The organism is Okeania sp. KiyG1, from assembly GCF_014132355.1.
Lineage (GTDB): Bacteria > Cyanobacteriota > Cyanobacteriia > Cyanobacteriales > Microcoleaceae > Okeania.
Genome location: NZ_BLZO01000156.1, coordinates 1 through 26,755, shown reverse-complemented (window position 1 = coordinate 26,755; position 26,755 = coordinate 1). Strand labels below are relative to the sequence as shown.

Annotated in this window: 21 protein-coding genes and 3 pseudogenes; 21 read left to right on the top strand and 3 right to left on the bottom strand. The window is 35.0% G+C overall.

Annotated features, from left to right (window positions below; all coding sequences use genetic code 11):
• Positions 1 to 67 precede the first annotated feature (67 nt).
• A complete protein-coding gene (locus SAGCYANO_RS35920) occupies positions 68 to 205 on the bottom strand; it encodes a hypothetical protein (RefSeq protein WP_237397017.1) in 138 nt (45 codons plus the stop codon).
• Positions 206 to 755: 550 nt separating this feature from the next.
• Here SAGCYANO_RS35920 and pdhA point away from each other — a divergent pair.
• The 21 genes and pseudogenes from pdhA (at position 756) to SAGCYANO_RS35815 (ending at position 24,525) form a co-directional block, all read left to right on the top strand.
• A pseudogene (gene pdhA, locus SAGCYANO_RS35915) lies at positions 756 to 1,788 on the top strand (pyruvate dehydrogenase (acetyl-transferring) E1 component subunit alpha).
• Positions 1,789 to 2,013: 225 nt separating this feature from the next.
• Positions 2,014 to 2,238, top strand: coding sequence for a helix-turn-helix domain-containing protein (locus tag SAGCYANO_RS35910; protein WP_202224408.1), 225 nt, complete (start codon positions 2,014 to 2,016; stop codon positions 2,236 to 2,238).
• Positions 2,177 to 2,515 (top strand): hypothetical protein, encoded by a 339-nt coding sequence (locus SAGCYANO_RS35905; protein ID WP_202224407.1) that lies wholly within the window; start codon positions 2,177 to 2,179, stop codon positions 2,513 to 2,515. The genes SAGCYANO_RS35910 and SAGCYANO_RS35905 overlap by 62 nt, the downstream gene beginning before the upstream one ends.
• 117 nt (positions 2,516 to 2,632) lie before the next feature.
• Complete coding sequence (locus tag SAGCYANO_RS35900; RefSeq protein WP_202224406.1) at positions 2,633 to 2,875, top strand: transposase; 243 nt, start codon at positions 2,633 to 2,635, stop codon at positions 2,873 to 2,875.
• Positions 2,876 to 3,023: 148 nt separating this feature from the next.
• Positions 3,024 to 3,278: a transposase gene (locus tag SAGCYANO_RS46430; RefSeq protein WP_237397016.1), complete on the top strand. Its 255-nt coding sequence runs from the start codon at positions 3,024 to 3,026 to the stop codon at positions 3,276 to 3,278.
• Between the two features lie 1,405 nt (positions 3,279 to 4,683).
• Positions 4,684 to 5,922: an HhoA/HhoB/HtrA family serine endopeptidase gene (locus SAGCYANO_RS35890; protein ID WP_202224411.1), complete on the top strand. Its 1,239-nt coding sequence runs from the start codon at positions 4,684 to 4,686 to the stop codon at positions 5,920 to 5,922.
• A gap of 930 nt (positions 5,923 to 6,852) precedes the next feature.
• Positions 6,853 to 7,395 (top strand): peptide deformylase, encoded by a 543-nt coding sequence (def, locus tag SAGCYANO_RS35885; protein WP_375340052.1) that lies wholly within the window; start codon positions 6,853 to 6,855, stop codon positions 7,393 to 7,395.
• Positions 7,396 to 7,910: 515 nt separating this feature from the next.
• Positions 7,911 to 8,480, top strand: coding sequence for a TerD family protein (locus tag SAGCYANO_RS35880; protein WP_202224405.1), 570 nt, complete (start codon positions 7,911 to 7,913; stop codon positions 8,478 to 8,480).
• A 1,361-nt stretch (positions 8,481 to 9,841) separates the two neighbouring features.
• Complete coding sequence (locus SAGCYANO_RS35875) at positions 9,842 to 10,414, top strand: TerD family protein (RefSeq protein ID WP_202224404.1); 573 nt, start codon at positions 9,842 to 9,844, stop codon at positions 10,412 to 10,414.
• A 343-nt stretch (positions 10,415 to 10,757) separates the two neighbouring features.
• Complete coding sequence (locus SAGCYANO_RS35870) at positions 10,758 to 11,360, top strand: TerD family protein (protein WP_202224403.1); 603 nt, start codon at positions 10,758 to 10,760, stop codon at positions 11,358 to 11,360.
• A 447-nt stretch (positions 11,361 to 11,807) separates the two neighbouring features.
• On the top strand, positions 11,808 to 11,954 hold the full coding sequence (locus SAGCYANO_RS35865) for a hypothetical protein (RefSeq protein ID WP_202224402.1): 147 nt from the start codon (positions 11,808 to 11,810) through the stop codon (positions 11,952 to 11,954).
• Positions 11,955 to 12,177: 223 nt separating this feature from the next.
• Positions 12,178 to 13,791: an adenylate/guanylate cyclase domain-containing protein gene (locus tag SAGCYANO_RS35860; protein WP_202224401.1), complete on the top strand. Its 1,614-nt coding sequence runs from the start codon at positions 12,178 to 12,180 to the stop codon at positions 13,789 to 13,791.
• A 626-nt stretch (positions 13,792 to 14,417) separates the two neighbouring features.
• Positions 14,418 to 15,151, top strand: a pseudogene (locus SAGCYANO_RS50965) (15,16-dihydrobiliverdin:ferredoxin oxidoreductase).
• 265 nt (positions 15,152 to 15,416) lie between these two features.
• On the top strand, positions 15,417 to 16,187 hold the full coding sequence (locus SAGCYANO_RS35850; RefSeq protein WP_202224400.1) for a phycoerythrobilin:ferredoxin oxidoreductase: 771 nt from the start codon (positions 15,417 to 15,419) through the stop codon (positions 16,185 to 16,187).
• 280 nt (positions 16,188 to 16,467) lie between these two features.
• Positions 16,468 to 16,986: a phycocyanin subunit beta gene (locus SAGCYANO_RS35845; protein WP_202224399.1), complete on the top strand. Its 519-nt coding sequence runs from the start codon at positions 16,468 to 16,470 to the stop codon at positions 16,984 to 16,986.
• A 106-nt stretch (positions 16,987 to 17,092) separates the two neighbouring features.
• Complete coding sequence (gene cpcA, locus SAGCYANO_RS35840) at positions 17,093 to 17,581, top strand: phycocyanin subunit alpha (protein WP_202224398.1); 489 nt, start codon at positions 17,093 to 17,095, stop codon at positions 17,579 to 17,581.
• A gap of 245 nt (positions 17,582 to 17,826) precedes the next feature.
• Positions 17,827 to 18,594: pseudogene (locus tag SAGCYANO_RS35835) on the top strand (HEAT repeat domain-containing protein); the annotation flags it as partial.
• A gap of 821 nt (positions 18,595 to 19,415) precedes the next feature.
• Complete coding sequence (locus tag SAGCYANO_RS35830) at positions 19,416 to 20,060, top strand: HEAT repeat domain-containing protein (RefSeq protein WP_202224397.1); 645 nt, start codon at positions 19,416 to 19,418, stop codon at positions 20,058 to 20,060.
• A gap of 1,176 nt (positions 20,061 to 21,236) precedes the next feature.
• Positions 21,237 to 22,178, top strand: coding sequence for a metal ABC transporter solute-binding protein, Zn/Mn family (locus tag SAGCYANO_RS35825; protein WP_202224396.1), 942 nt, complete (start codon positions 21,237 to 21,239; stop codon positions 22,176 to 22,178).
• Positions 22,175 to 22,936 (top strand): metal ABC transporter ATP-binding protein, encoded by a 762-nt coding sequence (locus SAGCYANO_RS35820; RefSeq protein ID WP_202224395.1) that lies wholly within the window; start codon positions 22,175 to 22,177, stop codon positions 22,934 to 22,936. Before SAGCYANO_RS35825 ends, SAGCYANO_RS35820 begins: the two co-directional genes overlap by 4 nt.
• Positions 22,937 to 23,706: 770 nt before the next feature.
• The gene (locus SAGCYANO_RS35815) at positions 23,707 to 24,525 is read left to right on the top strand and encodes a metal ABC transporter permease (RefSeq protein ID WP_202224394.1); all 819 of its coding nucleotides are present in this window, start codon (positions 23,707 to 23,709) and stop codon (positions 24,523 to 24,525) included.
• Between the two features lie 286 nt (positions 24,526 to 24,811).
• Here SAGCYANO_RS35815 and SAGCYANO_RS46415 read toward each other — a convergent pair whose 3' ends face one another.
• Both SAGCYANO_RS46415 and SAGCYANO_RS46410 read right to left on the bottom strand, forming a co-directional pair.
• A complete protein-coding gene (locus SAGCYANO_RS46415; RefSeq protein ID WP_237397013.1) occupies positions 24,812 to 25,294 on the bottom strand; it encodes a hypothetical protein in 483 nt (160 codons plus the stop codon).
• Positions 25,295 to 25,610: 316 nt separating this feature from the next.
• Positions 25,611 to 25,973 (bottom strand): SpoIIE family protein phosphatase, encoded by a 363-nt coding sequence (locus SAGCYANO_RS46410; protein ID WP_237397012.1) that lies wholly within the window; start codon positions 25,971 to 25,973, stop codon positions 25,611 to 25,613.
• Between the last annotated feature and the right edge of the window lie 782 nt (positions 25,974 to 26,755).

Below are 26,755 nucleotides of genomic sequence, written 5' to 3'. Positions count from 1 at the left end.
GACAGCGCGGGATTCTTAAACCTCGCGGTTCAGGACTTTCTGCTTCCTTCTTGACAGAGGAGCTGCGCTAACGTAGCACCTGCCTCCGAGGCCCAACCTCTTCTGGTCTTACGGTCGCTCCACAGACTGACACTGCTAGCCCAGCAGCCTTACTTAAGACTAACACACTATTGGCATGGGCCGCAAAATTGATTGGTTTTCCCATACGACGCTCCCCTTCGGGAGAGCGCGGGTCTTCAACCAACGTTGAGATAAAATCGTTTATTGGATGCTACGCAGTTTATCTATTTGTAGGGCATTCATCCCTAACCTTTAGAGGATGAGAGAATTCTTCCCGACATTCTGTTAAAACAAACATATTATATCTTCTTCTAAGGCAAAGGTCTTTCAAGCTCCATAGCACTTTACCGGTAAAAAGCTAGTGACATTTGTTTGTTATAGTACATAATTCTCCTATAAACTGCTCAATATAAATTCATTGGAGCCTTTGACTAAACTTTTAAGTTGTAACGTAAGCATTCAGCAGTCAGCAATCAGCAATCAGCTATTGCTTTTAGTTTGAGATCAAAGCTTTACTAATTGAGTCAGAATTAAATTTTACTATCAAAGCTGGCTGAAACAGTCTATACTCATTAAAACCCTCTTCTTTTGCTGATAGCTGACAGTTAATAGCTGTTTGGGCAGCATTCCGCAGGAAATGCTTACGTTGTAACAGTAAGATTTATTACTAAAAATACTAGCTGAGGATAAATAAAATGATCCAAGAACGTACATTACCTACTTTTTGATACCAATAGTATAAAAATTACTAAAGAAGAAGGATTAATACTATATGAAGATATGGTTTTAGGGCGCTTGTTTGAAGATAAGTGTGCTGAAATGTATTATCGAGGTAAGATGTTTGGTTTTGTTCATCTTTATAATGGACAAGAAGCAGTTTCTTCTGGTGTGATTAAAGCTATGCGCCAAGATGAAGATTTTGTTTGCAGCACTTATAGAGACCATGTTCATGCGTTAAGTGCTGGTGTACCAGCACGGGAAGTTATGGCTGAATTGTTTGGTAAAGCTACAGGTTGTTCTAAAGGTCGTGGTGGGTCAATGCATATGTTCTCGGCCGAGCATAATTTATTAGGAGGTTATGCTTTTGTTGCTGAAGGTATTCCTGTCGCTACTGGGGCAGCTTTTCAGAGTAAATATCGTCGGGAAACTATGGGGGATGAAGCTGCTGACCAAGTGACGGCCTGTTTCTTTGGAGATGGAGCTTGTAATAATGGCCAATTTTTTGAATGTCTTAATATGGCCACGTTGTGGAAATTACCAATTATTTATGTAGTGGAGAATAATAAGTGGGCAATTGGAATGGCTCACGAACGGGCTACTTCTGAACCTGAGATTTATAAGAAAGCTCATGCTTTTGGTATGGTAGGTGTGGAGGTTGATGGTATGGATGTATTGGCAGTACATTCTGCTGCTCAAGAGGCTGTTGCCAGAGCTCGTGCTGGTGAAGGACCTACTTTAATTGAAGCTTTAACTTATCGATTCCGAGGACATTCTTTGGCTGACCCTGATGAATTAAGGGATAAGGAAGAAAAAGAATATTGGTTTTCTCGTGACCCGATCGAGAAATTTATAGCTTATCTGACAGAGAATAATTTGGCGGATGTTGCAGAGTTAAAAGCAATTGATCAAAAGATTGAAAATTTGATTGCTGAAGCAGTTGAGTTTGGTACAGGTAGTCCAGAACCTGGAGCAGATGAACTTTATCGCTACATTTTTGCTGAAGATTAATTAATTAAATTATTGACTTAGTTTATCCTCAAGCTATACTGTCAAATTTTAGCTGAATCGCCGAGAAGCCTTACGCCATAATCTTTGATTTGGCGACCAGATGAATCGGTGGCCGATTGAATGGGTTCGATGCCCATTCAATTTGCATGCTATCCCAGCAGAAGCTTTCGCCCTAGTTGAAAAACTTGTATTATTGTCTGGCAATAATCCCGGAAATTTTCCACCATGGGCACTGCCTACCAATATAAATTAAGGCCAAATAAAGAACAGTTAGCCACAATAGAAATGTGGTTAGAATTGTTGCGTCGGCAGTACAACTATCGGTTAGGTGAAAGGTTCTCATGGTGGGAAGAAAACCGTTGCCCAGTTAACGCTTGCCCCAAGGTGCATGCCAATTCCTCAACTCAGAGAAATTCCAGATTATTACTCTCAAAAACGAGATTTGGTTAATACCAAAGACAAGTTTCCTGAGTACAAACTAATTCATTCTCAGGTTTTGCAAGATTGCATAAAACGGGTAAAACTTGCCTTTGATAGATGGTTTAAAGCAGACAAAAATGGACATAAATTAGGAAAACCAAGGTTTAATGGAATTGGACGTTATCGCAGTTTTACTTATCCTCAAATCAAGCAAGACTGCATTGAAGAAAATCAAATTAATTTGCCCAAAATAGGAAAGGTAAAGTTAATTCAACATCGTCCATTACCAGATGGTTTTCAGAATTAAAACAGTGACTATTAGTCGTAAAGCTGATGGTTATTATGTGACTTTATCCCTAGAAGACAAATCAGTTCCAGCTTTAACAATTGAATGTTGAACCTACATTAAAAAATACTCTGGGAATTGATATGGGGTCTAAAGGAATTTTTAGTAACAAGTGAAGGAGAATCAGTCCCTATCCCTCATAAATATCGAAAATCTCAGCAGCGATTAAAGACCTTACAGAAACGTTTATCTCGAAATAAAAAAGGCAGCAAAAGGTGGCTAAAAACTGTTAAAGCTGTAGCGAAACAACATAAAAAAATGGCTGATAAACGTAAAGATTTTCACTTTAAAACAGCCAATGAATTGTTATCACTCATCTGAAGTTATCGCCCAGACGCGGAGCGGCGTGCCGGAGGCAAACTTAAACATTAAAGGGCAAGCATTGACTCGTTTGAGTAAATCAATTAACGATGCTGGATCGGGGTACAATTCCTGTCTATTTTAACTGTCAAAGCCGGAAATGTTGGAGGTGGAAACTATAGCAGTGAACCCCAAAAATACTAGCCAAGATTGCTCAAATTGTGGTGAAAAAGTCCCTAAAGAATTAAACATACGAACTCATTCTTGTCCGCATTGCGGTATTGTAATAGACCGCGACTGGAATGCAGCGATAAATATCAAAAATAGGGCGGTAGGGCATTCCGTCTTTAAAGCTCGTGGAGTCAGACGGAGTAACGGGACTGCGAAACGAGAGAGCTTACACTATAGCGCCACCTTAGTGTGAGAGTATGTCACTTGTCGGGTTTCTCATAAATTTTGCAAAAAAACTTCATTTATATGTAGAAACCCGAAATATTTACATCGATTAAAGGCTTTTTTATTGGTAATTTTAAATTAAATTTATAGCAATTTTATAGTGGTAAACAAGTAGTTATTTTTACAGTTTATCTCTTGAGATTAAAAGGGTTAGATGGACTAATATTACTGTTTCTACAGGAATACTTGATAATCATTCAGATTGTTCATAACTCATCAGAAGTCAGGAAAAAATTAATTTTGAATCAAACTTTTTGAATAAAATTTTAGGGTTAAATTTATATCTGGTCATCATTTTTTTATTAATAAGCAACCATTAAATAAATCATAGGTGTATGCAGAAATAATATGAAACTGATTTGTTGAAAAACAACCGGATATTTTTTTAGGGATAGTAAATATACTAAAGATCAATAGAGGGATAATAGTATATTAATTTATATGTAACTTAGTTAAGTAGTCATGGAAAATTAATTGCATATTTAATGACCAAAGAATAAGGTCTCAAGCCTCCCCTTTTAAGGAGATAAAAAAAGATAAATTTCAGCATTTCAAGCCTCTAGTTTTAGCGGTAGGTACTTATAACTGATAACTGAAATGACCGGGCTAAATAAGTAGACAAAATCATTTTTATATTTCTTAGATATATTGCTCAAGTATACAGTTATATTTTTCTTCCCAACTTCCTACATTAAATTAATTTGGCACAAGTAGATATGATGATTATTTGATAAAAATTAACTCATTGAAAGTTGAACGTTGAATTTTTATAACCCTATTTACGCCAAGGTAGTTAGAGCTTAATCTGTGTTTTAAGCCTTAATTATGAAATTTTATACCTCGCAGATATTGTAAGTATTTAACCTTTATTTCTCTTTTTCCTTATGTGTTGCTGAATAAAGCTATGAAATATAAATTTGGCAAAATCTAAAATCCTTTTCAGTTAATAGTTAGGGGTTCTCGATAGCGATGCGGAGCATTATCCCCATTAAAGAAAAATCATACTCAAAATCAGCAATACCCTTAATCCAATTCAATCAAAGTTCTAAAATCATTCGTCACTGTGCAACGTCCAATAGATAGATAGGGCGCGGACACAAACTGATAATGGTATTTACAGGGAAATGTTTTTCCTACTGTTCCCTGTTCCCTGTTACGGGTGTAAAATCACTAACTCTAAATAACCGGACATCATTTTCGATCAGTGTTAAATTTAACATATCGCTATCTCATGTAAACATTCACAAGTAAAAAATAAGTAATAAACCCCAGAGGTATTGTAGGAAAAATTAAAGAAAACTTATTATCAGGAAGCTAAACCCTGATTATTGATTCTTAAGAGACGAACCAATTACAAATATCAACAAATGACAATGAAAAGAACAACAGACAAAGTATTTTGGCAACAACCTTTAACCTATTTATTAATACTGGCAGGAGCTGGAGGAGCATTGTTGGGCCAACGTCTGGTATTCCCACAGACCACTAGCTCTTCGCAAAATTCAACACAGATAGTTCAATCATCTTCTAATAATTATGGTACTTCTAACTCAGAAAAGTCTAATTGGTTACCAGTTAGGGCTCCTATTTCTAATGGTAACTTTATTGTAGATGCAGTCCAGAAAGTGGGCCCGGCAGTAGTTAGGATTAATGCTTCTCGAACATTCAGTCAACGACCTAATATGTTTGGTCGAGGAATACCAGAAGATTTTTATGGTTATGAACGTCCTAGATCCCGTTCTGGACCTGTTGAGCAAGGTACTGGCTCTGGTTTTATCATTAGTTCTGATGGTAAAATTCTCACTAATGCTCATGTTGTGGAAGGTTCAACTACTGTAGAAGTTGTCCTGAAAGATGGCCGTCGCTTACAAGGTAGAGTTTTGGGCACAGATTCTGTAACTGATGTAGCTGTGATTCAAATTGATGCTAATAACCTCCCTACCGTAACTGTGGGAGATTCAAATAATCTCCAACCTGGAGAATGGGCGATCGCTATTGGCAACCCCCTAGGTCTAGATAATTCTGTAACAGTTGGTATTATTAGTGCTACAGGCCGTTCTAGTAGTGATGTGGGTGTCCCAGATAAGCGAGTAGGATTTATTCAGACGGATGCTGCGATTAATCCTGGTAATTCTGGTGGCCCTCTACTTAATCAAAATGGTGAGGTGGTTGGGATTAATACAGCTATTATTGATGGCGCTCAAGGCTTAGGATTTGCAATTCCTATTAATAATGCTCAACAAATTGCTCAACAATTAATTAAGGGGGGTAAAGCAGAACACGCTTATTTGGGTATTGCGATGCAAACTCTGACGCCGGAACTTAGACAAGAACTCAACCGAAATTTAAGTACAAATATTCAGTTATTCAGCGACCAAGGGGTATTAGTTATGCAGGTTGTGCCTGGATCTCCTGCGGATAGAAGTGGTTTACAACCAGGAGATATAATTCAAAGAATTGACAATCAAGCTATTACTGAATCTGAAAATGTACAACAAATTGTTCAGAATAAAACGGTGGGTAGTTTGTTGGAATTGGAAGTTAATCGTAATGGTCAAAATTTGAGTTTTCAGGTACGGACTGGTAATTTACCATCTCGGTTAAGAGGATAATTATTTAATTAGCTATCAGCTATTAGCTAGCCTCCTGCGGAGGAACTACGTTAACAGCTATCAGCCTAAAAATTTGTGCATAGATGATGGTATCTGGCAAGCGGAGCATTCCGGAACGGAAACGCTTTTAATTTTATTAAGGTTGAAGAAATAAGGAATAAATATTTGGGTTTGATGTATTCTCAAACAATCAATTTTTGGAATTAATTAATTGAATAGATTGGGATAATTGAAATCCCCACTATTGCTTTTTTTATTTTCCTTTCAGAGGCTGGAACAATAAAAAATAGGGAGTACTAATACCGTTTCACTAAAGTCATAATTCAGAAGTCAGAAGTGAGATTTTAGTAACTTTAAATCTCTATTTAACAGTGATTTGAGCTTATTTTTCACTTAATTAGTTACTAACTATTTGTGACATTTTTAAGTGGATTGGTATAAGAGTTAAGAAAAATTATTGATTCCCTATTTTGTTTTTTTTCATGAAATTGAAGTAGTTTGTAGTGCAATTAAGGTATAGCAGTGGAAGGAAAGATTAGGAGAGATCAAAAGCTGAAAAATCAGACAAAATAATATTTTTCCTTCTTCCTTCTTTCTTCTTCCTTCTGCTATAAAGATAAAAATATGTTGTTTTATTATCTGATTCAAAATCTGGCTATCAAAAATACTTTATAGATTAGGATATAAGATAAAATATCTGCAAAATTATGATACTCTATAAACTGGATTTAGTATTACCAAATAAATTTGTATAATATTTATATAGCAATCCACGCAGAGGTTGTAACAAATCAAAAACTATAAATAAACTCCGAAACCCATTCCCCGTTCCCAAAAAAAGGCAAGATTTTTGACACGAATAAAATAGGATTGCTATATAATTAATTCACTGACAAACTGCTAAAAGTAAATTTTGCAGAGGAAAAAATTATGGCAATATTAGAAATAGCTCAGTTAGGCAATGAGATATTACGATGTCAAGCTCAACCTATTAATAATATTTGGGATAAGAATTTACAGGAGCTAATCGATAATTTAATTGCTACTGTAATTGAAACAAATGGTGTGGGAATTGCTGCTCCACAAGTTTCAAGTAGCGATCGCTTATTTATAGTTGCATCGAGACCCAATCTCAGATATCCGAATGCCCCAAAAATGGAGCCAGTAGCGATGATTAACCCTAAAATAATTTCTCATTCAGAAGATATGGTTAAGGGTTGGGAAGGTTGTTTAAGTGTGCCAGGAATTAGAGGTTTAGTACCAAGATATAGAGTTATAGAAGTCGAGTATACTAATCGAGAAGGACAACTACAAAGACAAGAATTAACAGATTTTGTTGCTAAAATTTTCCAACATGAATACGACCATCTAGAAGGTATAGTATTTTTAGATCGTGTGGAGAGTACCCAGGATTTAATGACAGAAGATGAGTATCAAAAACAAATTTTGAATCAATTGTCAAAAGGGGCATAGTTAATCTATATAATAGATAATAATAGATAGCATTTTTATCTGGGAATTCAAGAATTTAGAATTAAGAATTTAGAATTAAGAATTACCTCTCCTTTAAAACGGATAGGATTGACTAATCATGAAAATTTTTCTTCTCTTGGTCGATTGGATATGGCGAGGTTTCCTCGCCATCCGACCCTTCGGGAAGCTTCGCTTTTTATGTCGGCGACAGCCGTTAACGTAGTTATGCTTCGCATAACTACCGCTTTTTATTCTCTTAAAAGAGGAGGCTTTCAACCACAATTTTTCGGTAAACACTAAATAGTTGACAAAAGGGAACAGGGAGTACAAATTTTTTTGTCAAAAACAAGAAAATTATAGATTTATAAATCATTTGAGAAGACTATATAAACAGGATTTTTTATGAAAGAATCTGGAAAAGTTTAGTCATATTCAAAAATCTAATTTTTCAAGTTTTTCGTAATTGTAACTGTGTTAGTTGTAGTTGAAAATAGTAAATAAATTGAGGAAGTAATATGAGTATTAATCTTAGTAAAGGCGAAAGAATTAGTCTATCTAAAGAAGCGCCTGGAATGAAAACAGCCATAGCAGGTTTAGGATGGGATGTAAATGTTTCAGATACAGGTTCAGATTTTGACCTTGATGTTTCTGTATTTATGTTAGGAGCAAATGGCAAAATTCCTCAAGAGAAATATTTTGTCTTTTATAATAGCCTCAAATCTGCTGATGGTGCAGTTGAATCTATGGGAGATAGCCGCACAGGAAAAGGAGAAGGAGATGATGAGACTGTCACTGTAGATTTATCAAAAGTTGATTCTGCCATTGAAGAAATTGTTTTTGTTGTAACTATATATGAAGCTGACAAAAGAAGACAAAATTTCGGACAAGTAAGAAATTCTTATATCAGAATTTATGACGGAGAAACTCAGCAAGAAATAACTAAATATGAATTGGAAGAAGATTTTTCGAGAGAAACAGCTATAGAGTTCGGTAAATTGTATAAAAAAAGTGGTGAATGGAAATTTCAAGCTGTTGGAGAAGGTTATAACTCTGGCTTAGAAAACTTTGTACAGAAATATGCTTAATTGTTAAGTAATAAACTGTTTAACAATGTAAGCATTCAGCAGTCAGCTATCAGCTAACCTCCTATGGTCGTAACTGCGGACTTCAGCTACCAGTTATCAACTTATTATCTGAGAAAGAGAATTCAAAATTATGTTTATGTGGCATTCCGCAGAAAAGAAAAAGATTACTAGGAAAACTTAGTAAGTCCTGTACGTTCATGCATCTGTTTGCGGAGCATGACCTAGGAAATGCTAATAGCTGTTTGCGCAGCATTCCGCAGGAAATGCTTATACCATTTCTCAAAAACTTTTCTACATTTTGTTAAGTAGGAGAGTAGGGAAGTGGTGGAGTGGGGGAGAAGCAAACATAAGAATAATTCACATTAACTTAGCTGAAATTAGCATGCAAAGTGATTTTGCTTGTACCGATCTGTTGACAACTGAAGTACGGATCAAGTATAGCAATACTTTTGGGAATTGGTATTACTTAACAATTAACAATTCCTTAAAACGAAGAGGATTGACTAAAAAGATTTTTTGTTTTTTTTCTCCTTGATCGGGATAGGCTTTAAACCTTAATTATTTGGTATAGCAGTGGAAGGAAAGGATGCGGAAATATCAAAAATTTAAAACTCAGACAACGCAAGATTTTTCTTTCTTATTTCTTCCTTCTGCTATAACAGTAAATTTTGAATTAGTATTTTGGGTTAGAGATTAATTTTTCTGTAATTCAAAATCTCCAATCTGTAGTTTATTCTTGGATGAAGTTATTCATGGGTTAAAAAATATTCCGCTCCTATAAAAGTAGGGAAAGATTATAGTGATGGTCATTTCATTCTAGATTTTGGCAATGAATTTATTTATTTTCAGACAGCGAAAGATAAATTTCCTAAAGCTTGAAATAACGTGGTTTAGTCAATAGATAAAATGGCACAGTTTAGAATGAAACAGCCCTGGATTATAGTTGTAATTCTAGGCAGTAAAATCTGCTCAAACAATTGAGAGGCAAATCAATAAACACTTCTCTAAGTTAATTCAAAAAATCATCAAAGTTAAAGATAGAGAGTAGGAGTCAGGAGGCAGAATAAATAAATGATATATCTTGACTTTATGCCACATAATTTAGAGAGACTAGATTAATTTATTAATCAAGGTCAGAATATTTTTTACTATTTGACTATTTGATAATCCTTGCAACTACAAGACAAAAACTTCGATAAAAAAGGTGTCTTGCTCAAGGATACAAATTAATTTATGTTGCTTTTCTAATTTTCATGTTGTTTTCTCAACTGTACATCTATAAATTATTCTGACCCTGAAAAATATCAATTATCACCTTAATGAATTTTTGAAATTGTTTAGTCATATAAAGAGGGTAATAAATGTCTGTTAAACTTAGCAAAGGTCACAGAATTAATCTTTCTAAAGATGCACCAGGTCTAGCAAAAGTAGGTATTGGTTTAGGTTGGGATGTTAATCCTACTGATACAGGTGTAGAATTTGACTTAGATGCTTCTGTATTTATTTTAGGAGATAATGGAAAAATTCCAGAGGATGAATACTTTGTTTTCTATAATAATTTAAAATCTCCAGATGGTTCTGTAAAGCATTGGGGAGATAACAGAACTGGAGAAGGGGAAGGGGATGATGAAACAATAGAAGTAGATTTAACTAATGTTAATTCTAGTATTCAAGAACTACTTTTTGTTGTGACTATCCACGATGCAGAAAAAAGAAGACAGAACTTTGGGCAAGTTAAAAACTCGTTTATTAGAATTTACAATTTGGAGACTCAAGAGGAAATAACTAAGTATGAATTAGAAGAGGAATTTTCGAGAGAAACTGCAATAGAATTTGGTCGTCTCTATAAAAAAAATGATGAATGGAGATTTCAAGCTGTGGGAACAGGATATAACGCAGGTTTACAAACTTTTGTCGAGAAATATGTTTACTAATAACTATAGAGATTATTTTCAATTTTGGTTCAGCTATAGCTAAAATCCAAAACTTGGAAAATTAAAGTTTAAATATTGGTAGTGTTCAATAATGGATAATTGATAATGGATAATTGATAATTGATAATTACCTCTTCCTTTTAGGAAGAGGATTGAATAAGAGAAAAGAAAGTTCAATCTTTCAAACCTCTGACTTTCCTAGGTCATGCTGCGCAAACAGGCAGAGAGAGGTACTGATAATTGTTAACTGATAACTGATAACTGAAATGACGGTTCATTGCTTAAGCAAAAATCAGATTAACTAAATTGAAAATTTTCAGACTTTATAAAGGGTAGGAAATATATGACTATTAAGTTGGAAAAAGGACAAAAAATTGTACTTGATAAAAGTGAATATGATCTATCACGACTAACAATGGGTCTAGGATGGGATGTTGCTAAATCTGCAAGTGGTTTAGCTGGTTTATTCAGTAATAGATCGGATTTTGACCTTGATGGTTATGCCATTTTATTAGCAGAAAATGACAAGCTCAAAAACTATAAAGAAGATGTAATTTATTATGGTCATTTAGAATCTAAAGATAAGACAGTTATTCATTCAGGAGATAATCTGACTGGAGAAGGAGATGGAGATGATGAGCAAATAATTTTGAAACTTAATTCTATTCCTGAAAAATACCAAAAAATTATCCTAGCGGTAAGTATTTATCAAGCAAAAGAAAGAAAACAACAATTTGGAATGGTAGAAAATGCTTTTGTTCGAGCTGTTGATAATAAAGGAATAGAAATAGCAAAACACACATTATCTGGTAATGGTGCTTATCAGGGCAAAATATCAATGTTAATGGGAGCAGTTTATCGAGATAATGGACTTTGGAAATTTAGTGCTTTAGGCGATCCTCTAGATAGTGATATGAATGGTGTAGTCTATTCATTTATGAAATAATTTTTGCCATATTTACCGAATTTTAAAATAAAAAACCAGTATTTTTGAGAAGCTCAAATACTGGTTTTTTCCATAGGGTTTTAATATTAATGCGATTTCCGTAAATTTAGTAATTTAAAATAATAATGAAAAACTTATACCCACATTTCGCACTTCAATTTGCAACATCAAAAGTAGCATAAAAATCCGTAGCTTGGTAGGTATTAATACTATGCAAATCATCTCAATTACTTTTTTCGTCGATCAAATTCCGAGTAAATAATTTACGCATAAATACTTGCTTGATTGATTACTCAATCACAGCAGCTATGATTTTCTCCAGAATTGCTGTCTCCTGAGTTCTGAGTTCTGACTCCTGATTCTATACTACATTTTGTGGTGCGGAATGTGGGTTTTATACAAGGTCTTTTTATGGTGCTTATTATTCGAACACATTCTTTTTTCAAAATGATATTACAGTGGGAAAATTGCCAAAATCTTCAACAATTACAGCAAAAAGTTTCAGAAATTCTCCTGAAAACTGACGAGTTAGCTTTGGCATCTTTGACTAAATGGGATGATCTAATAGAAGCCATATTAAGGGCAACTTCATAGAGTATTTATTAGAGCGATCGCTCTATGATTTTCTTCGACTATTATATATTGTTAATTGATATTAAGCGCAGCTTCATAGAGAATTGGTATTACTTAATATAAATAAAAAATTTGAAACTCTTGCCTCAGTTAAAGTATTTTCTAATTCTCAGATATTTTCTGCATAACTGTGTCGAGGACTGCTATATATTTAATTAATCATACTACTTAGGAGATACAGTAAATGCCATATTTCATATATACTCCAGATACTGGCAATGAAAAAGTATATGAATTACTCACGGGTGAAATTACTATTGGTAGAGAAAGAGATAATATTATTGCTATTACCCACGAAACAAGTGTTTCTCGTCATCATGCACAAGTTATAATTTCTCAAGATAGCGTGAATATTGTCGATCAAAATAGTAGTAATGGTACCTTTGTTAATGGAATCAAAATTGATAGTTGTATACTCAAAGAAGGAGATTTAATTCATTGTGGCAATGCAATTTTTAAGTTTGTTACTAATTCTATTCAAGCAGAAGATATAGGTCCGACAAATATTTTTAAGCAATACTCACAAGAGTTTACTTCAACTGAATTAAATGAACTATTAGACCAGCAACAATATGATTCATTCTCAGTGCTTAAACTGAAGGAAAAAAATAGTAATCTCCAAGCAGTAGACAAATTAAAAATTTTGCTGGAAGTCAGCAAACAGCTTTCTTCTCCCACTGAACCAGAAATATTACTAGAAAAAATTCTTGAGTTGCTATTTCAGATTATCAAAGTAGATCGAGCTGTGATTCTTTTAGTGAATGAAATAACGGGAGAACTTGAACAAAAAGCTGTAAAAGGAAAAGCCGGAATTAATACTAAAGGTTCATTTTATAGCAAAAATATTACTAACTTTGCCATAGAAAAAGGGACAATTTTTTTAACCACAAATGCTTGTCTAGATCGGCGCTTTGATAATCCAGAATCAATTGTTTCTCAATCAATTCATGGAGCAGTTTGTATACCCCTTAAACCTAGAGATAAAATAATCGGAGTATTATATGCCGATAATTTATCATTATCAAATGTTTATTCTGATGAAGATGTCGAATTTATGACAGGTTTAGCTAATCAAGCAGCGATCGCTATAGAGAATACTCAACTTTATAATAAGATACAAGTAGAAGCAATTATCCGAAATAAATTAGAGCGTTTCTTTCCTACAAGTGTAGCTAGAAAACTTAAAGAAACAGAAAAATTAGAAATAATTGATACAGAAGTAACCGCTTTATTTTCTGATATTAGTGGCTTTACAAAAATGTCTTCAACAATGGAGCCACGTCAAATAATATCTATGTTGAATGAATATTTTAAAATTATGGTAGAAGACATTGTTTTTAGGTATGAAGGAACTCTGGAAAAATATATTGGAGATGCTTTATTTGCTATTTGGGGCGCTCCTTATCAAACTGCTAATGATGTAGAAAAAGCGATCAAAGCAGCAATTGATATGCAGTGGGCTGTTCTTAGTTTAAATAAGCAGAGAGAAAAACGTCATCAAGAACCAATTGCTATCCACATAGGAATTAATTCTGGTAAAGTAGCAGCCGGAAATATTGGTTCAGAAAAATTAATTCAATACGCGGCTATTGGCGATACAACTAATGTTACTAGCCGAATATGTAGTGAAGCAAAAGCTGACGAAATCATGATTAGTCAAACTACACAAGAAAAACTAAAAGAGCATCAATTTCCCTTAGAAAAAGTTCCACCAGTCATGGTTAAAGGAAAAGACGAACCAATACAACTATATCGTTTACTTTGGCAACAAGTACCATCAGAAATTGGTCAAAAATAACTATTAAATCAGTTTTATTTTTGATAATTAAAGTGCTAATACCAATTTGATAACTGTTTGCTACAAATAGTTAGGCTATTTATTAGGAGTCAGGAGTCAGGAGTCATAATTAATGACTTCAATACCAGTTTTTAGGTCGGAAATTCTATTTTTTTGTCAAAAAGACATCTTCTCTAAAGTCTTTATATTGCACTTATTATTCATAACATTCTTTTTCAAAATGGTATAATATCTCTGATTTAATTTATCTTTAAAGACCCACAAAAAAATTAGGGAACAGGGAACAAGGAGAAATTTATCAGAGAAAACATTACCGAAATATTCTGGTCTAAAGCTTTCCCTTTTAAGGATATAAAAAAATAATATTCCTGATGTCAAGCTTCCTTACTGCAGAGTTACTGTTGGTGTGTAATATCATGTCCAGATAATTAGTGATAAAAAAACTTTCTCCTTCTCCTCCTGCTCCTCTTTCTTCTTCTTTATTTCCTCCTGACTCCTGACTCCTGACTCCTGACTCCTGACTCCTGACTTTATGAAGGATTATTGCTTTGTTTATAAGAAATGAGACTCAGGTAATGGCCATCAATTATTCTGTAGAGTGATTTAATATTTTACCATAACTATCAATGTACAGGCCATTCTTAGAATACTTAGAAAAAGAGCTATTCAGTAGATTTGACTTAAGCAGTAGACCAATTCCTGCTGGTTTAGAAGCAAACGTTAGTAATCGAGGGAAGAATCAAGCCACTATCCAAAGTTGGTGTTATGAGTGTCCTCAACTAAGAAAAATACGTTATACCTATATTGATGCAGGAGCTTCAGCTCAGGTATTTAATAGTGTTATTTATCCCAGTTACTACTATGACATTCCACTGTTAGGAATTGACCTATTATCTTTTGGTAAAAGTAAAATCTTAATAGTATTAGATTTTCAACCTTTATTTCAAGAAGAATCTTATTTAGAAAAATATATAGAACCAATGGGACCGTTGCGAGAAAAATATAATGACTTGGCTCAAAAATTAGAAATGAAATTTTATGATGCCAACCAATATTTTCCAAGTATTTACTGTTTGCTAAAACAGATGCAGAGACAGTGAAAACTACATTTTTTGAAGCTTATAAAAAATACATTAACTTGTATTGGGAAATGTTAGATAAAGCAGAAATTCTTGATCGAACAGAAGATATTCAAAAGATAATTAAAGCCCAAAAAGATTACGATCAATATAGTGCAGACCGCGACCCAGCGTCAGGATTATTTAGCAGTTATTTTGGCCATGAATGGTCAGAAAAATTTCTCTACGAATTCTTGTTTGAAGATGCTGTACCATTAGCTGTTCCCAATGCAACCCGATAATTCCGATAATTTTTTGGCGTTGGTGAAAAGAGGTATGATATCTTGTCCGGATAAGAGCGCGAACAAAAAACTCTCTCCTTCTACTACTCTTTCTTCTTCTTTCTTCTCTCCTGACTCCTAAATAATTAAGAGATTAATATCATACACGCGCTTCACCAACGCCAATTTTTTAACTATTCAGTTAAAATTTGACTCGCACCCTTCTAATACATCCAGGGGGGTGTGAGCTAAGTTTTTGTAGATAAATTGCTGAAATATGAAGGTAATGACACCAACTGAAAATATAGTGAATTTGTATCAACCTTTTCTAGATTATGCTCTAACTCAGCTCAAGCAAGAACTAGAACTAAAACCTTATCCCATACCCTCTGGATTTGAACATAAAGTTGCTGTAACTGGCAAGGGTAAAAAAGAACAAGAAGTAGATACAACAAGTTACGCCTATTGTAGTCCCAAGCTTAGACAAATTAGAGCAGCTCATGTTCAAGGTGGCAGTGCCCTGCAAGTGTTAAATTTTGTAATATTTCCACACCTTAATTATGATTTGCCATTTTTTGGAGCTGACCTTGTCACCCTACCAGGGGGACATCTAATTGCCCTAGATATGCAGCCCTTATTTCGGGATGACCCTCAGTATCAAGAAAAGTATACTCAACCAATATGGGATACCTTCCAAACACATCAGCAGCATTTGCCTTGGGGAGGAGATTTTCCTGAAGAAGCAACCCCCTTCTTTTCTCCAGCTTTTCTTTGGACTCGTCCTCAAAAAACTGAATTAGTCGAGACAAGAGTGTTTGAAGCCTTCAAAGATTACTTGCAAGCTTATTTAATTTTTGTAAAGCAAGCACAACCTATTACCAATATAGAGAAATTAGCAGAAATCAAGGAGGCACAACTACGTTATCTGAGATATCGAGCCGAAAAAGATCCAGCGAGGGGAATGTTTACCAGATTTTATGGCCCTGAATGGACAGAAGAATATATTCATGGCTTTCTATTTGACCTAGAAAGACAGTTGGCCTTAAATCCTGTTTAATTTTCCATCTGTAGAGAATTTTGTTAATAATTTGTAATAAATAAAAACACAACAGCATTGTATAAAGAGTATCTGAAGGGTTATAAAGATAAGAGAAAATCAATAAAAACATTGATTGATAAGCTTGAAAAGCCTCTCATAAACAGTGTAAGATTTTCTCAGGATTCTCAAACAGTCCAATTTTACTTTTCTAGCCATGGGCAGCTAGCCTGAAAAAACTAAAAAAATACCCATAGCATCGAAAAGCAACTAAAAAAAATCAAATTAGGAGAATTAATTGATGTTTGATGCTTTTACAAAAGTAGTTTCCCAGGCAGATGCCAGGGGTGAATTTCTGAAACCTAGCCAAATTGACGCTCTAAAAGCAATGGTTGCAGATAGCAATAAGCGTTTAGATGCAGTTAACCGTATTACTAGCAACGCTTCTACTATTGTTGCTAATGCAGCTCGTTCTCTATTTGTAGATCAGCCTCAGTTGATTGCTCCTGGTGGAAATGCTTATACAAGTCGTCGCATGGCTGCTTGTTTGCGTGACATGGAAATTATCCTACGTTATGTAACCTATGCTATTTTCTCTGGTGATGCAAGTGTACTAGATGACCGTTGCCTCAATGGTCTCCGTGAAACTTACTTAGCTCTAGGAACTCCTGGTGCTTCTGTAGCAGTAGGCGTGCAGAAAATGAAAGAAGCAGCTATTGCTATGGCTAACGATCCTAATGGTATTACTCCAGGAGATTGCTCCTCTCTAATTTCTGAGATTGGTGGCTACTTCGACCGTGCTGCAGCAGCAGTTGCCTAAAAAAACTGTAAAAAACTTTTTTTGTAAGGATGCACTTGAGCATCTCTACATCTTTTAAAATTGTACCAAAAATTGTACTCACAATAATAAGGGAAGTACCTCAAACATGAAAACTCCTCTAACTGAAGCAGTAACTGCTGCTGATTCTCAAGGCCGCTTTCTAAGTAACACAGAAATTAACTCTGCCTTTGGTCGTTTCGGACGTGCTGCTGCTTGCTTAGATGCTGCTAAAGTTCTGACTGAAAAATCTCAAACCTTGATTGATGGAGCTGCTCAAGCAGTATACAACAAGTTCCCTTACACTACTACCATGCAGGGACCTAACTATGCTTCTACTCCTGTAGGAAAGGCTAAGTGTTCCCGTGACATTGGCTACTATCTCCGGATGGTAACATACTGTCTGATTGCAGGTGGTACAGGTCCTATGGATGAGATACTTATTGCAGGTATCGATGAAATCAATAGCACTTTCGAGTTATCTCCTAGCTGGTACATTGAAGCTTTAAAGTATATCAAAGCTAACCACGGAATCAGTGGTCAAGGTGCAACTGAAGCTAACAACTATATTGATTACGCTATCAACGCTCTCAGCTAGTAGTTGTCACAGTAACTAAATGATGAAAGTGAAATTAATGTTCACTTAATCAATAGCTTTGAGCTAATATTCAACGTAGCCTGGAGGGGTATACAGGTGCTGGCCTGTCGTTAGTATCTGTTTATCTTTCCAGGCATCGTTTTTTCAGTTATCAGTTAACAGTTAGCCTCCTGTGGTCGGAACTGCGTTATCAGTTATCAGTATTTTTTGGGAAGAAAAAAGAAGGAAAGCTTGTATATTTAAAGATGGAGCAGCAATATTTAGAATTACCATCAGAAGAAGTATCAGAAAATGGTGAGTCTCTTACTGTGGAAGAGGCGATCGCCAATCTCCAGCATGAAGAATTAGGTAAAAGATATTATGCTGCTTGGTGGTTGGGAAGATTTCGAGTAAATATACCTGCTGCGGTAGAAGGCTTAATTTCAGCTCTAGAAGATGACTCTGACCGAACAGAAGACGGTGGGTATCCTCTCAGACGCAACGCAGCTAGAGCTTTGGGTAAGTTAGAAGACAAAAAAGCTGTACCAGCTTTGATTAAATGTTTGGAATGTTCAGACTACTATGTGCGAGAAGCAGCAGCAGAAGCATTAGAAATGCTAGGAGACCCTAGCTGCATTTCTGCATTAATCAAACTCTTAGATGGAGGGGTTGGAGCTGCTGTATTAGTTCCAGGTAAGCCTCATCTTGTTCAACCCTACGAAGACGTTATTGAAGCTTTAGGAACACTTCAAGCTCAATCAGCAATTCCTTTAATTAAACCTTTTATCGAACATCCGGCAGAAAAAGTACAATATGCTGCTGCTAGGTCCCTATATCAACTTACAGGAGAGGCAGTATATGGAGAATATTTGACTCAAGCATTAGAGGGTGATAACTTACAGTTACGACGCTCTGCACTATTAGATTTAGCAGCGATCGGCTATTTACCTGCAGCTAAGGCAATATCAGAAACTTTAGCCGAAAATAGTATGAAATTAATTGCGCTTAAAGGACTTTTGGAACATCACCTTACAATAAATTCAAAAGTTAAAAGCGGTGCGACCCCGCGTCGGCGTCAGACGCAAGCGGTCGGAACCCGCGACGACGCCAGTCGCAAGGGAACGCCGACCAAGAGAGGGAATGCGCACCAAGAGAGTCAAAAATCAAAGGTAGAATCTCAACTATTATTATCAGATGAGGCTATTACAATAAATTCAAAAGTTAAAAGCGGTGCGACCCCGCGTCGGCGTCAGACGCAAGCGGTCGGAACCCGCGACGACGCCAGTCGCAAGGGAACGCCGACCAAGAGAGGGAATGCGCACCAAGAGAGTCAAAAGTCAAAAGTAGAATCTCAACTATTATTATCAGATGAGGCTATTGAAGTAATGACTCTAATGGATTCGCTTTTATAAAATCAGGACTTACTCAGAGACTCTACTTATGGGGAGGGCAAATACCATTCGCCCCTACAAATGGTGGCTTAAAAGTCAATTTGCGTAAATCCTGAAAATATTAATTAGTTTATATTGTTCATATTTTTACTGAAAAATTGTGCTTGAAAGCCTCCCCTTTTAAGGGGATAATATCATGTCCAATTAAACAGTTATAAATAAACTACTCAGAATTTCCTACGGAATGCTCTGCAAACAGAATTGAGGAGGGAAGAAAGAAGAAAAGAAGGAGAAAGTTTTTTGGTCGCGTAAGCGGAACGGAGTTCTATCGCTAATTATCCAGACATGATATAATAAAGAAAAATTTTCCTTTGAGTCAATTTTATCCGTTTTAAAGCAAACCCTAATTATTAATTATTAATTATTAATTTTTGAAATTCTCCTACTTCCCTACTCCCTAAACAATGAATAATCACCCCTCAATAATTGACAATCAACTCATCCGGGCAGTGGAAAAAGCAGATTCTTCTCAAGGCTTAATTGATGCAGTTAAAGATTTAGCAGCAGCTCAGATAGAAGATGCTATCCCGATATTAATTACAGTTTTAGGGTACAACAATCCTGGTGCAGCAGTGGCAGCAGTTGATGGGTTAGTTTTACTTGGCGAAATGTCAGTACTTCCACTACTAGAAAAACTTGATGGTTATAACTATGGTGCTAGAGCTTGGGCCATCAGAGCATTAGCAGGTATTGGCGATCCGCGTGGGTTAGATTTATTATTAGATAGTGCTGTAAATGACTTTTCTTTTAGTGTACGACGAGGTGCAGCTAGAGGTTTAGGTTTTATTGGTTGGGAAAAGTTATCAGAAGCAGAAGTTTCCGATGCTCAACAGCGTGTTTTTCAAACCCTGCTGCAAGTATCCCAAGACCCAGAATGGGTAGTGCGTTATGCTGCTGTAGTCGGTTTGCATGGCTTTGCCAAAGCTGTAGAAATTAGCAATCCAAAATGGCTTGAGGATATTTTGACCAGGTTTGAGGAGATTGTTGATACAGATACAACTTTAGCTGTTAGTGCTAGGGCACAAATGGCTATTGCAGACTTAAGGTAAGTTAGAAGTCAAAAGTCAAAAGTCAAAAGTCAAAAGTCAAAAGTGAGAAGTGATATTTTAAGTACTGAAAAAGTCTACTCTACAGTAATTTCAGCTTATTATTTGACTTCAATAGAGGAAGGAGTCAGGAAGACCGAGTCAGGAGACAGCAATTCTGGAGAAAATCATAGCTGCTGTGATTGAGTAATCATGTATAGCAAGTATTTATGCGTAAATTTTTTACTCGGAATTTGATCGACGAAAAAAGTAATTGAGATGATTTGCATAGTATAAATACCTGCCAAGCTACGGATTTTTATACTACTTTTAATGTTATATAATGTCCGGTTGAACAGTGATAAATAAATAACTACGGAGTCCTCAGGAGTCAACCCACCCCTCGCCCCTCCCCCGACCGTGGAGGGGAGGGGAAGTCAGGAGTCAGGAGTCAACCCACCCCTAACCCCTCCCAGGAGGGGAAGAAAGAAGAAGAACTGGAGTTGAAGGAGAAAGTTTTTTTATAACTAATTATCCGGACATGATATTACAAATTGAAGTGCGGAATGTGGGTTATAACTAGGGCTTACTGAATAATGAATAATGAATAATTAATAATTAATAATTAAGAGTTGATAGTTAATAATTATTCATTCAACAATTAACGCCTTGAACCCTCTCCTTTTAAGAGGATAAAGCGGTCGAGGGATGGCTCCGAAACCTGCGCCATATCCAATCGACCAAGAGAATCAAAAAAATCCTTTTAGTCAATCCTATCCGTTTTAAGAAGAGGTAATTATTAATTGTTAATTGTTAATTGTTAATTGCTGAACGATCTAATCTAAAAGCATTGACATATAAAGATAAGTGCCTTTTTGAGGTCAAAAAAAGTGCCCCTGTTTCAGCTGTTGATGCTCATGCATGGAGCGTATTTTAGGCGCATAGTTGGGCAGAAAAATTAAGGGACAAAACTTAGCTCCTACCTCCTCGCTCATTCCCATTTGTCCTGTCTCCTGTCTCCAGTATAGCTGTCTCCTACCCTCACCCATAAGACTTTTGAGCGCAAACCCTATCTATTCGACGGTAAAAGTATTTTTTTAAATTGGTATAATTTATCACCATTAAACTTGTTATATTTACCCATTGTGGTATGATGTGTTCTGAAAATGATAATCATTATCAAAAATAACCTGTAAACTAATGCTCAAGACAATTAGACGAATTCACTGTTTATTATTAGGAACAGCAGCACTGGTCACTGCTGTTTCTCTCGGAAGTGCTGCTAGTGTGGCCCAAGATAAAAATGAAACGAAAATAGTAGCAACTTTCTTGCCTATATACATGTTTACTAAAGGAGTTACCGGAGAAAGTGGAAAAGTAGAACTCTTAATTCCTGCGGGAGCAGACCCCCACGATTATCAGGCAACGCCTGAGAATGCACGGAGTATTGCAGAGGCAGATGTATTAGTGAAAAATGGGTTGGGGTTAGAAGAATTTTTAGAGAAATTAGTTGATGCTACGGGTAATTCTCAACTTCAAGAAATTGATGCTAGTCAAAATATAGAACCCCTAGAAGAAGAAGATAAGGACCACGACGACCACGACCACGACCACCACCACGGTCATCACCATGAAGAAGGAAACCCTCATGTTTGGTTAGACCCTGTTTTAGCGCAACAACAAGTCAAGAATATTCGCGATGGTTTAATTCAAGCTGACTCTGCTAATGAAGCTACTTATAGAGCAAATGCTGATATTTATCTTCGTAAATTACAGGAGCTTCACCAAGAATTTCAAAGTCGTTTATCACCTTTTCAAGGATGTAAATTTATTGCTTTTCACGATGCTTATCCTTATTTAGCTCAACGGTACAATTTACAACAAATGGCAGTGGTGGAATTGCCAGAAGATAATATTACGCCTAGAGATGTTCAAATAGTAATAAAAGCAGCCGAAGAATATCAAGTAAAAGGTTTACTTGCTGAAACTGGATTTAATGATAATCGGATGCAACAGATTGCTAAAGATATTAGATTACCGATCAAAAAATTAGACCCAGTAATCAGCGGTTCGTTAGACCCAGAATATTATTTTACTGCCATGAGAAATAATATAAAAACTTTAGAGGAAGTTTGCCAGTGAAATTAGTAGCAATCAACAAAAATCTACCAGTAGTTGATGTACAAAATTTGACAGTAATTAGAGGAAAATATCAAGCAGTAGAATCTGTGTCATTTCAAATATTTCCTGGTAGTAATACAGCAATTATTGGTCCGAATGGTGCAGGTAAAAGTACATTAATTCAGGCAATATTGGGTTTAATTCCTTATGAATCAGGCTATATAGAAATTCTAGGCAAACAAATAAAAGATTTAGGAAAACATTGGCAAAAAATTGGTTATATTCCCCAAAAATTACCTTTTGACCGGAGTTTCCCTTTAACTGTGGCTGAATTAGTAAGTTTAGGTTATCCGCAGCAAGGTTTGATTAAGTCGCGGGAAAAGCAGATAGCAATAGAAAAAGCTTTGGTACAAGTTAAGTTAGAAAATCATGCAAAACAGCGAATAGGAAGTTTAAGTGGTGGGGAGTTAAAACGGGTTTTATTGGGATATTGTTTGGTGCAAAATAGACAATTATTAATCTTAGATGAAGTCATGGCTGGTATAGACCCAACTGGAGAAATACAGTTTGCTGAATTACTGGCAAATTTACATCAAGAAGAAGGTTTTTCTATTGTGCAAGTTTCTCATGATTTAGATATGGTGAGTCGTTATTGTGACCAAGTTATTTGTATGAATCGTCGTTTATGTTGTAAAGGTAAACCTAGTGTTGCTTTGGATAAAAATAACTTGAGTGAAGTTTATGGGGATAGTTTGACTAGATATGTTCATCAGCATTAATAGGGAATAGTTCAACAATTAATAATTAATAATTAATAATTAATAATTAGGGTTTGCTGAAAAAGTCTTATGGGTGAGGGTAGGAGACAGGAGATAGGAGAAAAGGATTGGGAGCTAGGAGGTAGGAGCTAAGTTTTGTAAGAATGATTTTTCTGCCCAACTATGAGACTAAAATACTAGCTTTTTGAGCATGAAAAGCTGAAAACCAGGCACTTTTTTCGACTCCAAAAAGACTAATACCAAATTGAAATGAACCTGGATAGAATAATATTTAAAGCATAATTTACTAGATATAGGCGTAGATAGAGATAGATTGGTCTAATGAATTTCATCATTCTATGCAACCTCATATAAAAATGGTATAAAACCTTTATCTATAAATACTTTTATATTTAATCAGCAAGCCCTAATTACCTCTCCTTGAAAATGGATAGGATTGACTAATCATGAAAATTTTTTCTCTCTTGGTTGATTGGATATGGTTAGGAAACCCATCCATCCCACCCTACGAGAAAGCTGTGCTAACGACCGTTTGTTTCTCCTTTAAAGAGAGGCTTTAAGCCTTAATTATTCCGTAATAGGGAATAGGGAATGGGGAACCGAAGCAATAAAATTTTCATCGCGGGCAAGATGCCTGCACTACACACATTTAATTATTAATATCTGTACTTCATATATTTGGAATATGCTGTATATATTTTATTGTGTATTTATAATTATTAACTTTAGCTTCTCTATAAATAAATTTACTTGACTTGTATTTAATAAATATGGATTTTTCAGAATGGATTAATTTATTTAGTCTACCATTTATGCAGCGGGCAATTATAGGGGGTATTCTATTAGGAATTTTAGGAGGAATTATTGGTGGGTTTGTTATTTTGCGCCAATTATCTTTATTTGGAGAGTCCTTGGGTCATACAGCTTTTTTAGCTGTAGTATTAGCTGTTTTATTAAAGTTACCACTTACGATCGCTTTGATTGTTTTTTTGGTATTCTTTGGATTAGGAATAAATTATTTAATTGAAAAGACTAATTTAGGTGGAGATACAATTTTAAGTATTGTAATTGCTAGTTCGGTTGCATTGGGTACTATTGGGTTTAATTTTATACCTGGGTATCGAGGAAATTTATTATCTATATTATTTGGTGATATTTTAGCAATTAGTAATCTAGATTTACTTTTTTTGATGGTTTTGTTAATCGTAACATTGAGTTGGTTAGGGTTGACTTTACAACAACAAATATTATTAACTTTAAATTCGGATTTGGCACAAATTCAGGGGATACCAGTAGAAAGATATAAATACATATTTATAATTATTTTATCCCTGGCGATCGCTCTGACTATGAGAGCAGTTGGTATTTTATTGGTGGATGCTTTTTTGGTAATTCCAGCAGCAACAGCTAAGTTGATTTCTCATCAATTTGTAACATTTTTAGGAGTTTCTGCGATAATTGGTGCCATGAGTGGGGTGTTAGGAATGATAGTATCTGGTAGTTTTAATTTACCTTCTGGTCCTAGTATTGTTTTAGTACAGTTAGTGACATTTTTGATAGTAGTATTTTCCGGTCGAGGGAAGTTTTGAAGTCAGCATTTCCTGCGGAATGCTAGGCAAACAGCTTTTTAATGAATTAAATGTATTATCAAAATAATTGGGGTGGGGGCGGGTTCATCAGGTAATTTGTAATATAGTCATTCCAGTTAAGATTTAGACAAGGGTTTCTTGCCTTAAAAGAGTTTCATCTGAAAAAGTGTTCCAGTTTTATTCAGAATGACTATACCAAAAGGTTAGGACAGTTCAAAATTTTAAAACTCAGACAACGTAAGACTTTTCCTTCTTCCTTCTTCCTTCTTTCTTCTTCCTTCTGCTTTCAACAATATTCTATAGTTACTTCTTTCTGTTTTTCTCGCAAATATTGAACTAAATCTTCTATTAAATTACGACGAATAGAAATATTTTTCGGCAATAAAGGGTTTTGATAAAATTCATTAATTTTTTGCCCTACTAAAAATAAAATTGAATCTGCTTCTAATATTTCTTCTGCCAACATTACTGCGCCATTTTTTCCTGAAGGTAACCTGCCAATATCGCAATTAGACTTTTTCAAAATCTCCGCACATTTGGAAATAGTCAAAATTCCTTCAGTCACTAAATCTATTCCACTCAACTTACCTATTGGTGGCATTTCTCTAGTCATCGTCGTAATATCCATTTCAATAACTTCTCCCAGAAAATTTGCCACAATATTTCCAGTTGTTCCACCACAAACAACTCTCCGACCACGAAAACTTAATAATTTCTCGACATATTCAAAATCTTTATTTTCATCTAGGGGCGGACCTGTAAATATCATTACTGGATTTTTCTTTCGCACATAAATTCCCACGAAAGAGGCATCATCACCAATTTTGCCTCCATAGAGATTATGAGTTTTTTTAATTACATTTTGAACAATATTTCTCGCCGTATGAGTATGATTGATAAATAAAGTTTCGATATGTTTAGCAATATTATCCCAACCCCAACCAAAATTTAAACTAACTCCTAAACCTGCGTATAAAACTCCGTCACTAATAGCTCCTAAAAAATCGCCTTTTTCTAACTTACCTTCAGAGAAAGTAATTTTTTTATCTAATATTTTTTCGGTTCTGTTTTGTAACTGAACTAATTTACCTTTTTAAAATATAAAACGGAGGGTTGTCAAAGTTAATTACTAGAAATTTATTATTTTTGGGATTAATTGAAATTACTGTAAAGGTAGCATAGGCAATTTTTCTAACTTGACAAATAGGTAAAGTACCGATGACTGTTTCAATTACATCTTCTAAAGAAACGTCATCAGTATTCAACATATTAATCAAAATTTCTGTGGTTAAAGTGGCTAGAATATTAGCTTTTACTCCACTGCCTAAACCGTCAGACAAAACGATAATAGTTTTATTTTCGGCCTTGCGGAATTTAACTTGGTCGCCACATAATTCTTCGCCTTTTTTATTGAGACTAAAATTGTAAATATCTAAAAAATTTTCCATTTATATCAATCTTATTTGAGTTGTGGGAACAGGTAACAGGGAACAGGGAACAGGGAATAGTTCATTAATTGATAATGGATAATTGATAATTGATAATTACCTCTGGTTAAAACCGTTACGGAATTGAATATCAGGAATATTTTCTTTTTTTTTCCCTTAAAAGGGGAGGCTTTAAACCAGAATTATTTAATTATTAATTATTAATTATTCGGTAACAGGGAAAAGGGAACAGGGAACAGGTATGGAAGAAACACCTAAGCATTAACGAAGTCAGAAGTCAGAACTTATTTTTGTAACGGGTATTTGAGCAACTCTCCAAAAATATTTCGCCTTAAAGGCGGGGTTTTAGACCCAATTATTTTGATAAAATTATCACAAATGATTTAGGATTGCTATATATCAATTTGATAAAATATTGCTACATAATTTTTGTTATTAGATGTCTGACTCCTAATTTGATACTGTGTGTCATTTCAGTTATCAGTACCTGTGCAATAAGGAGGCTTGAAATAGGGAAATATTTTTCCCACTATTGCCTGTTCTCTGTTCCCTGTTTCTTGCTATATTATACCAATTTTAAAAAAGAATGTTACGAATAGTAAGAGCGATAAAAATAATTTATAGTAGATTTATATTTGAGAGAAAAAGATAATTTAAGCCCTAAAAAATGGTATTAAAGCTATTCCCATACGACTCCTGACTCCTGACTCCTAAGAAATACCCTAGATATTTGTAGCAAACATTTATCAATTTGGTATTAGAGAGTCTCTTGATTTACCATT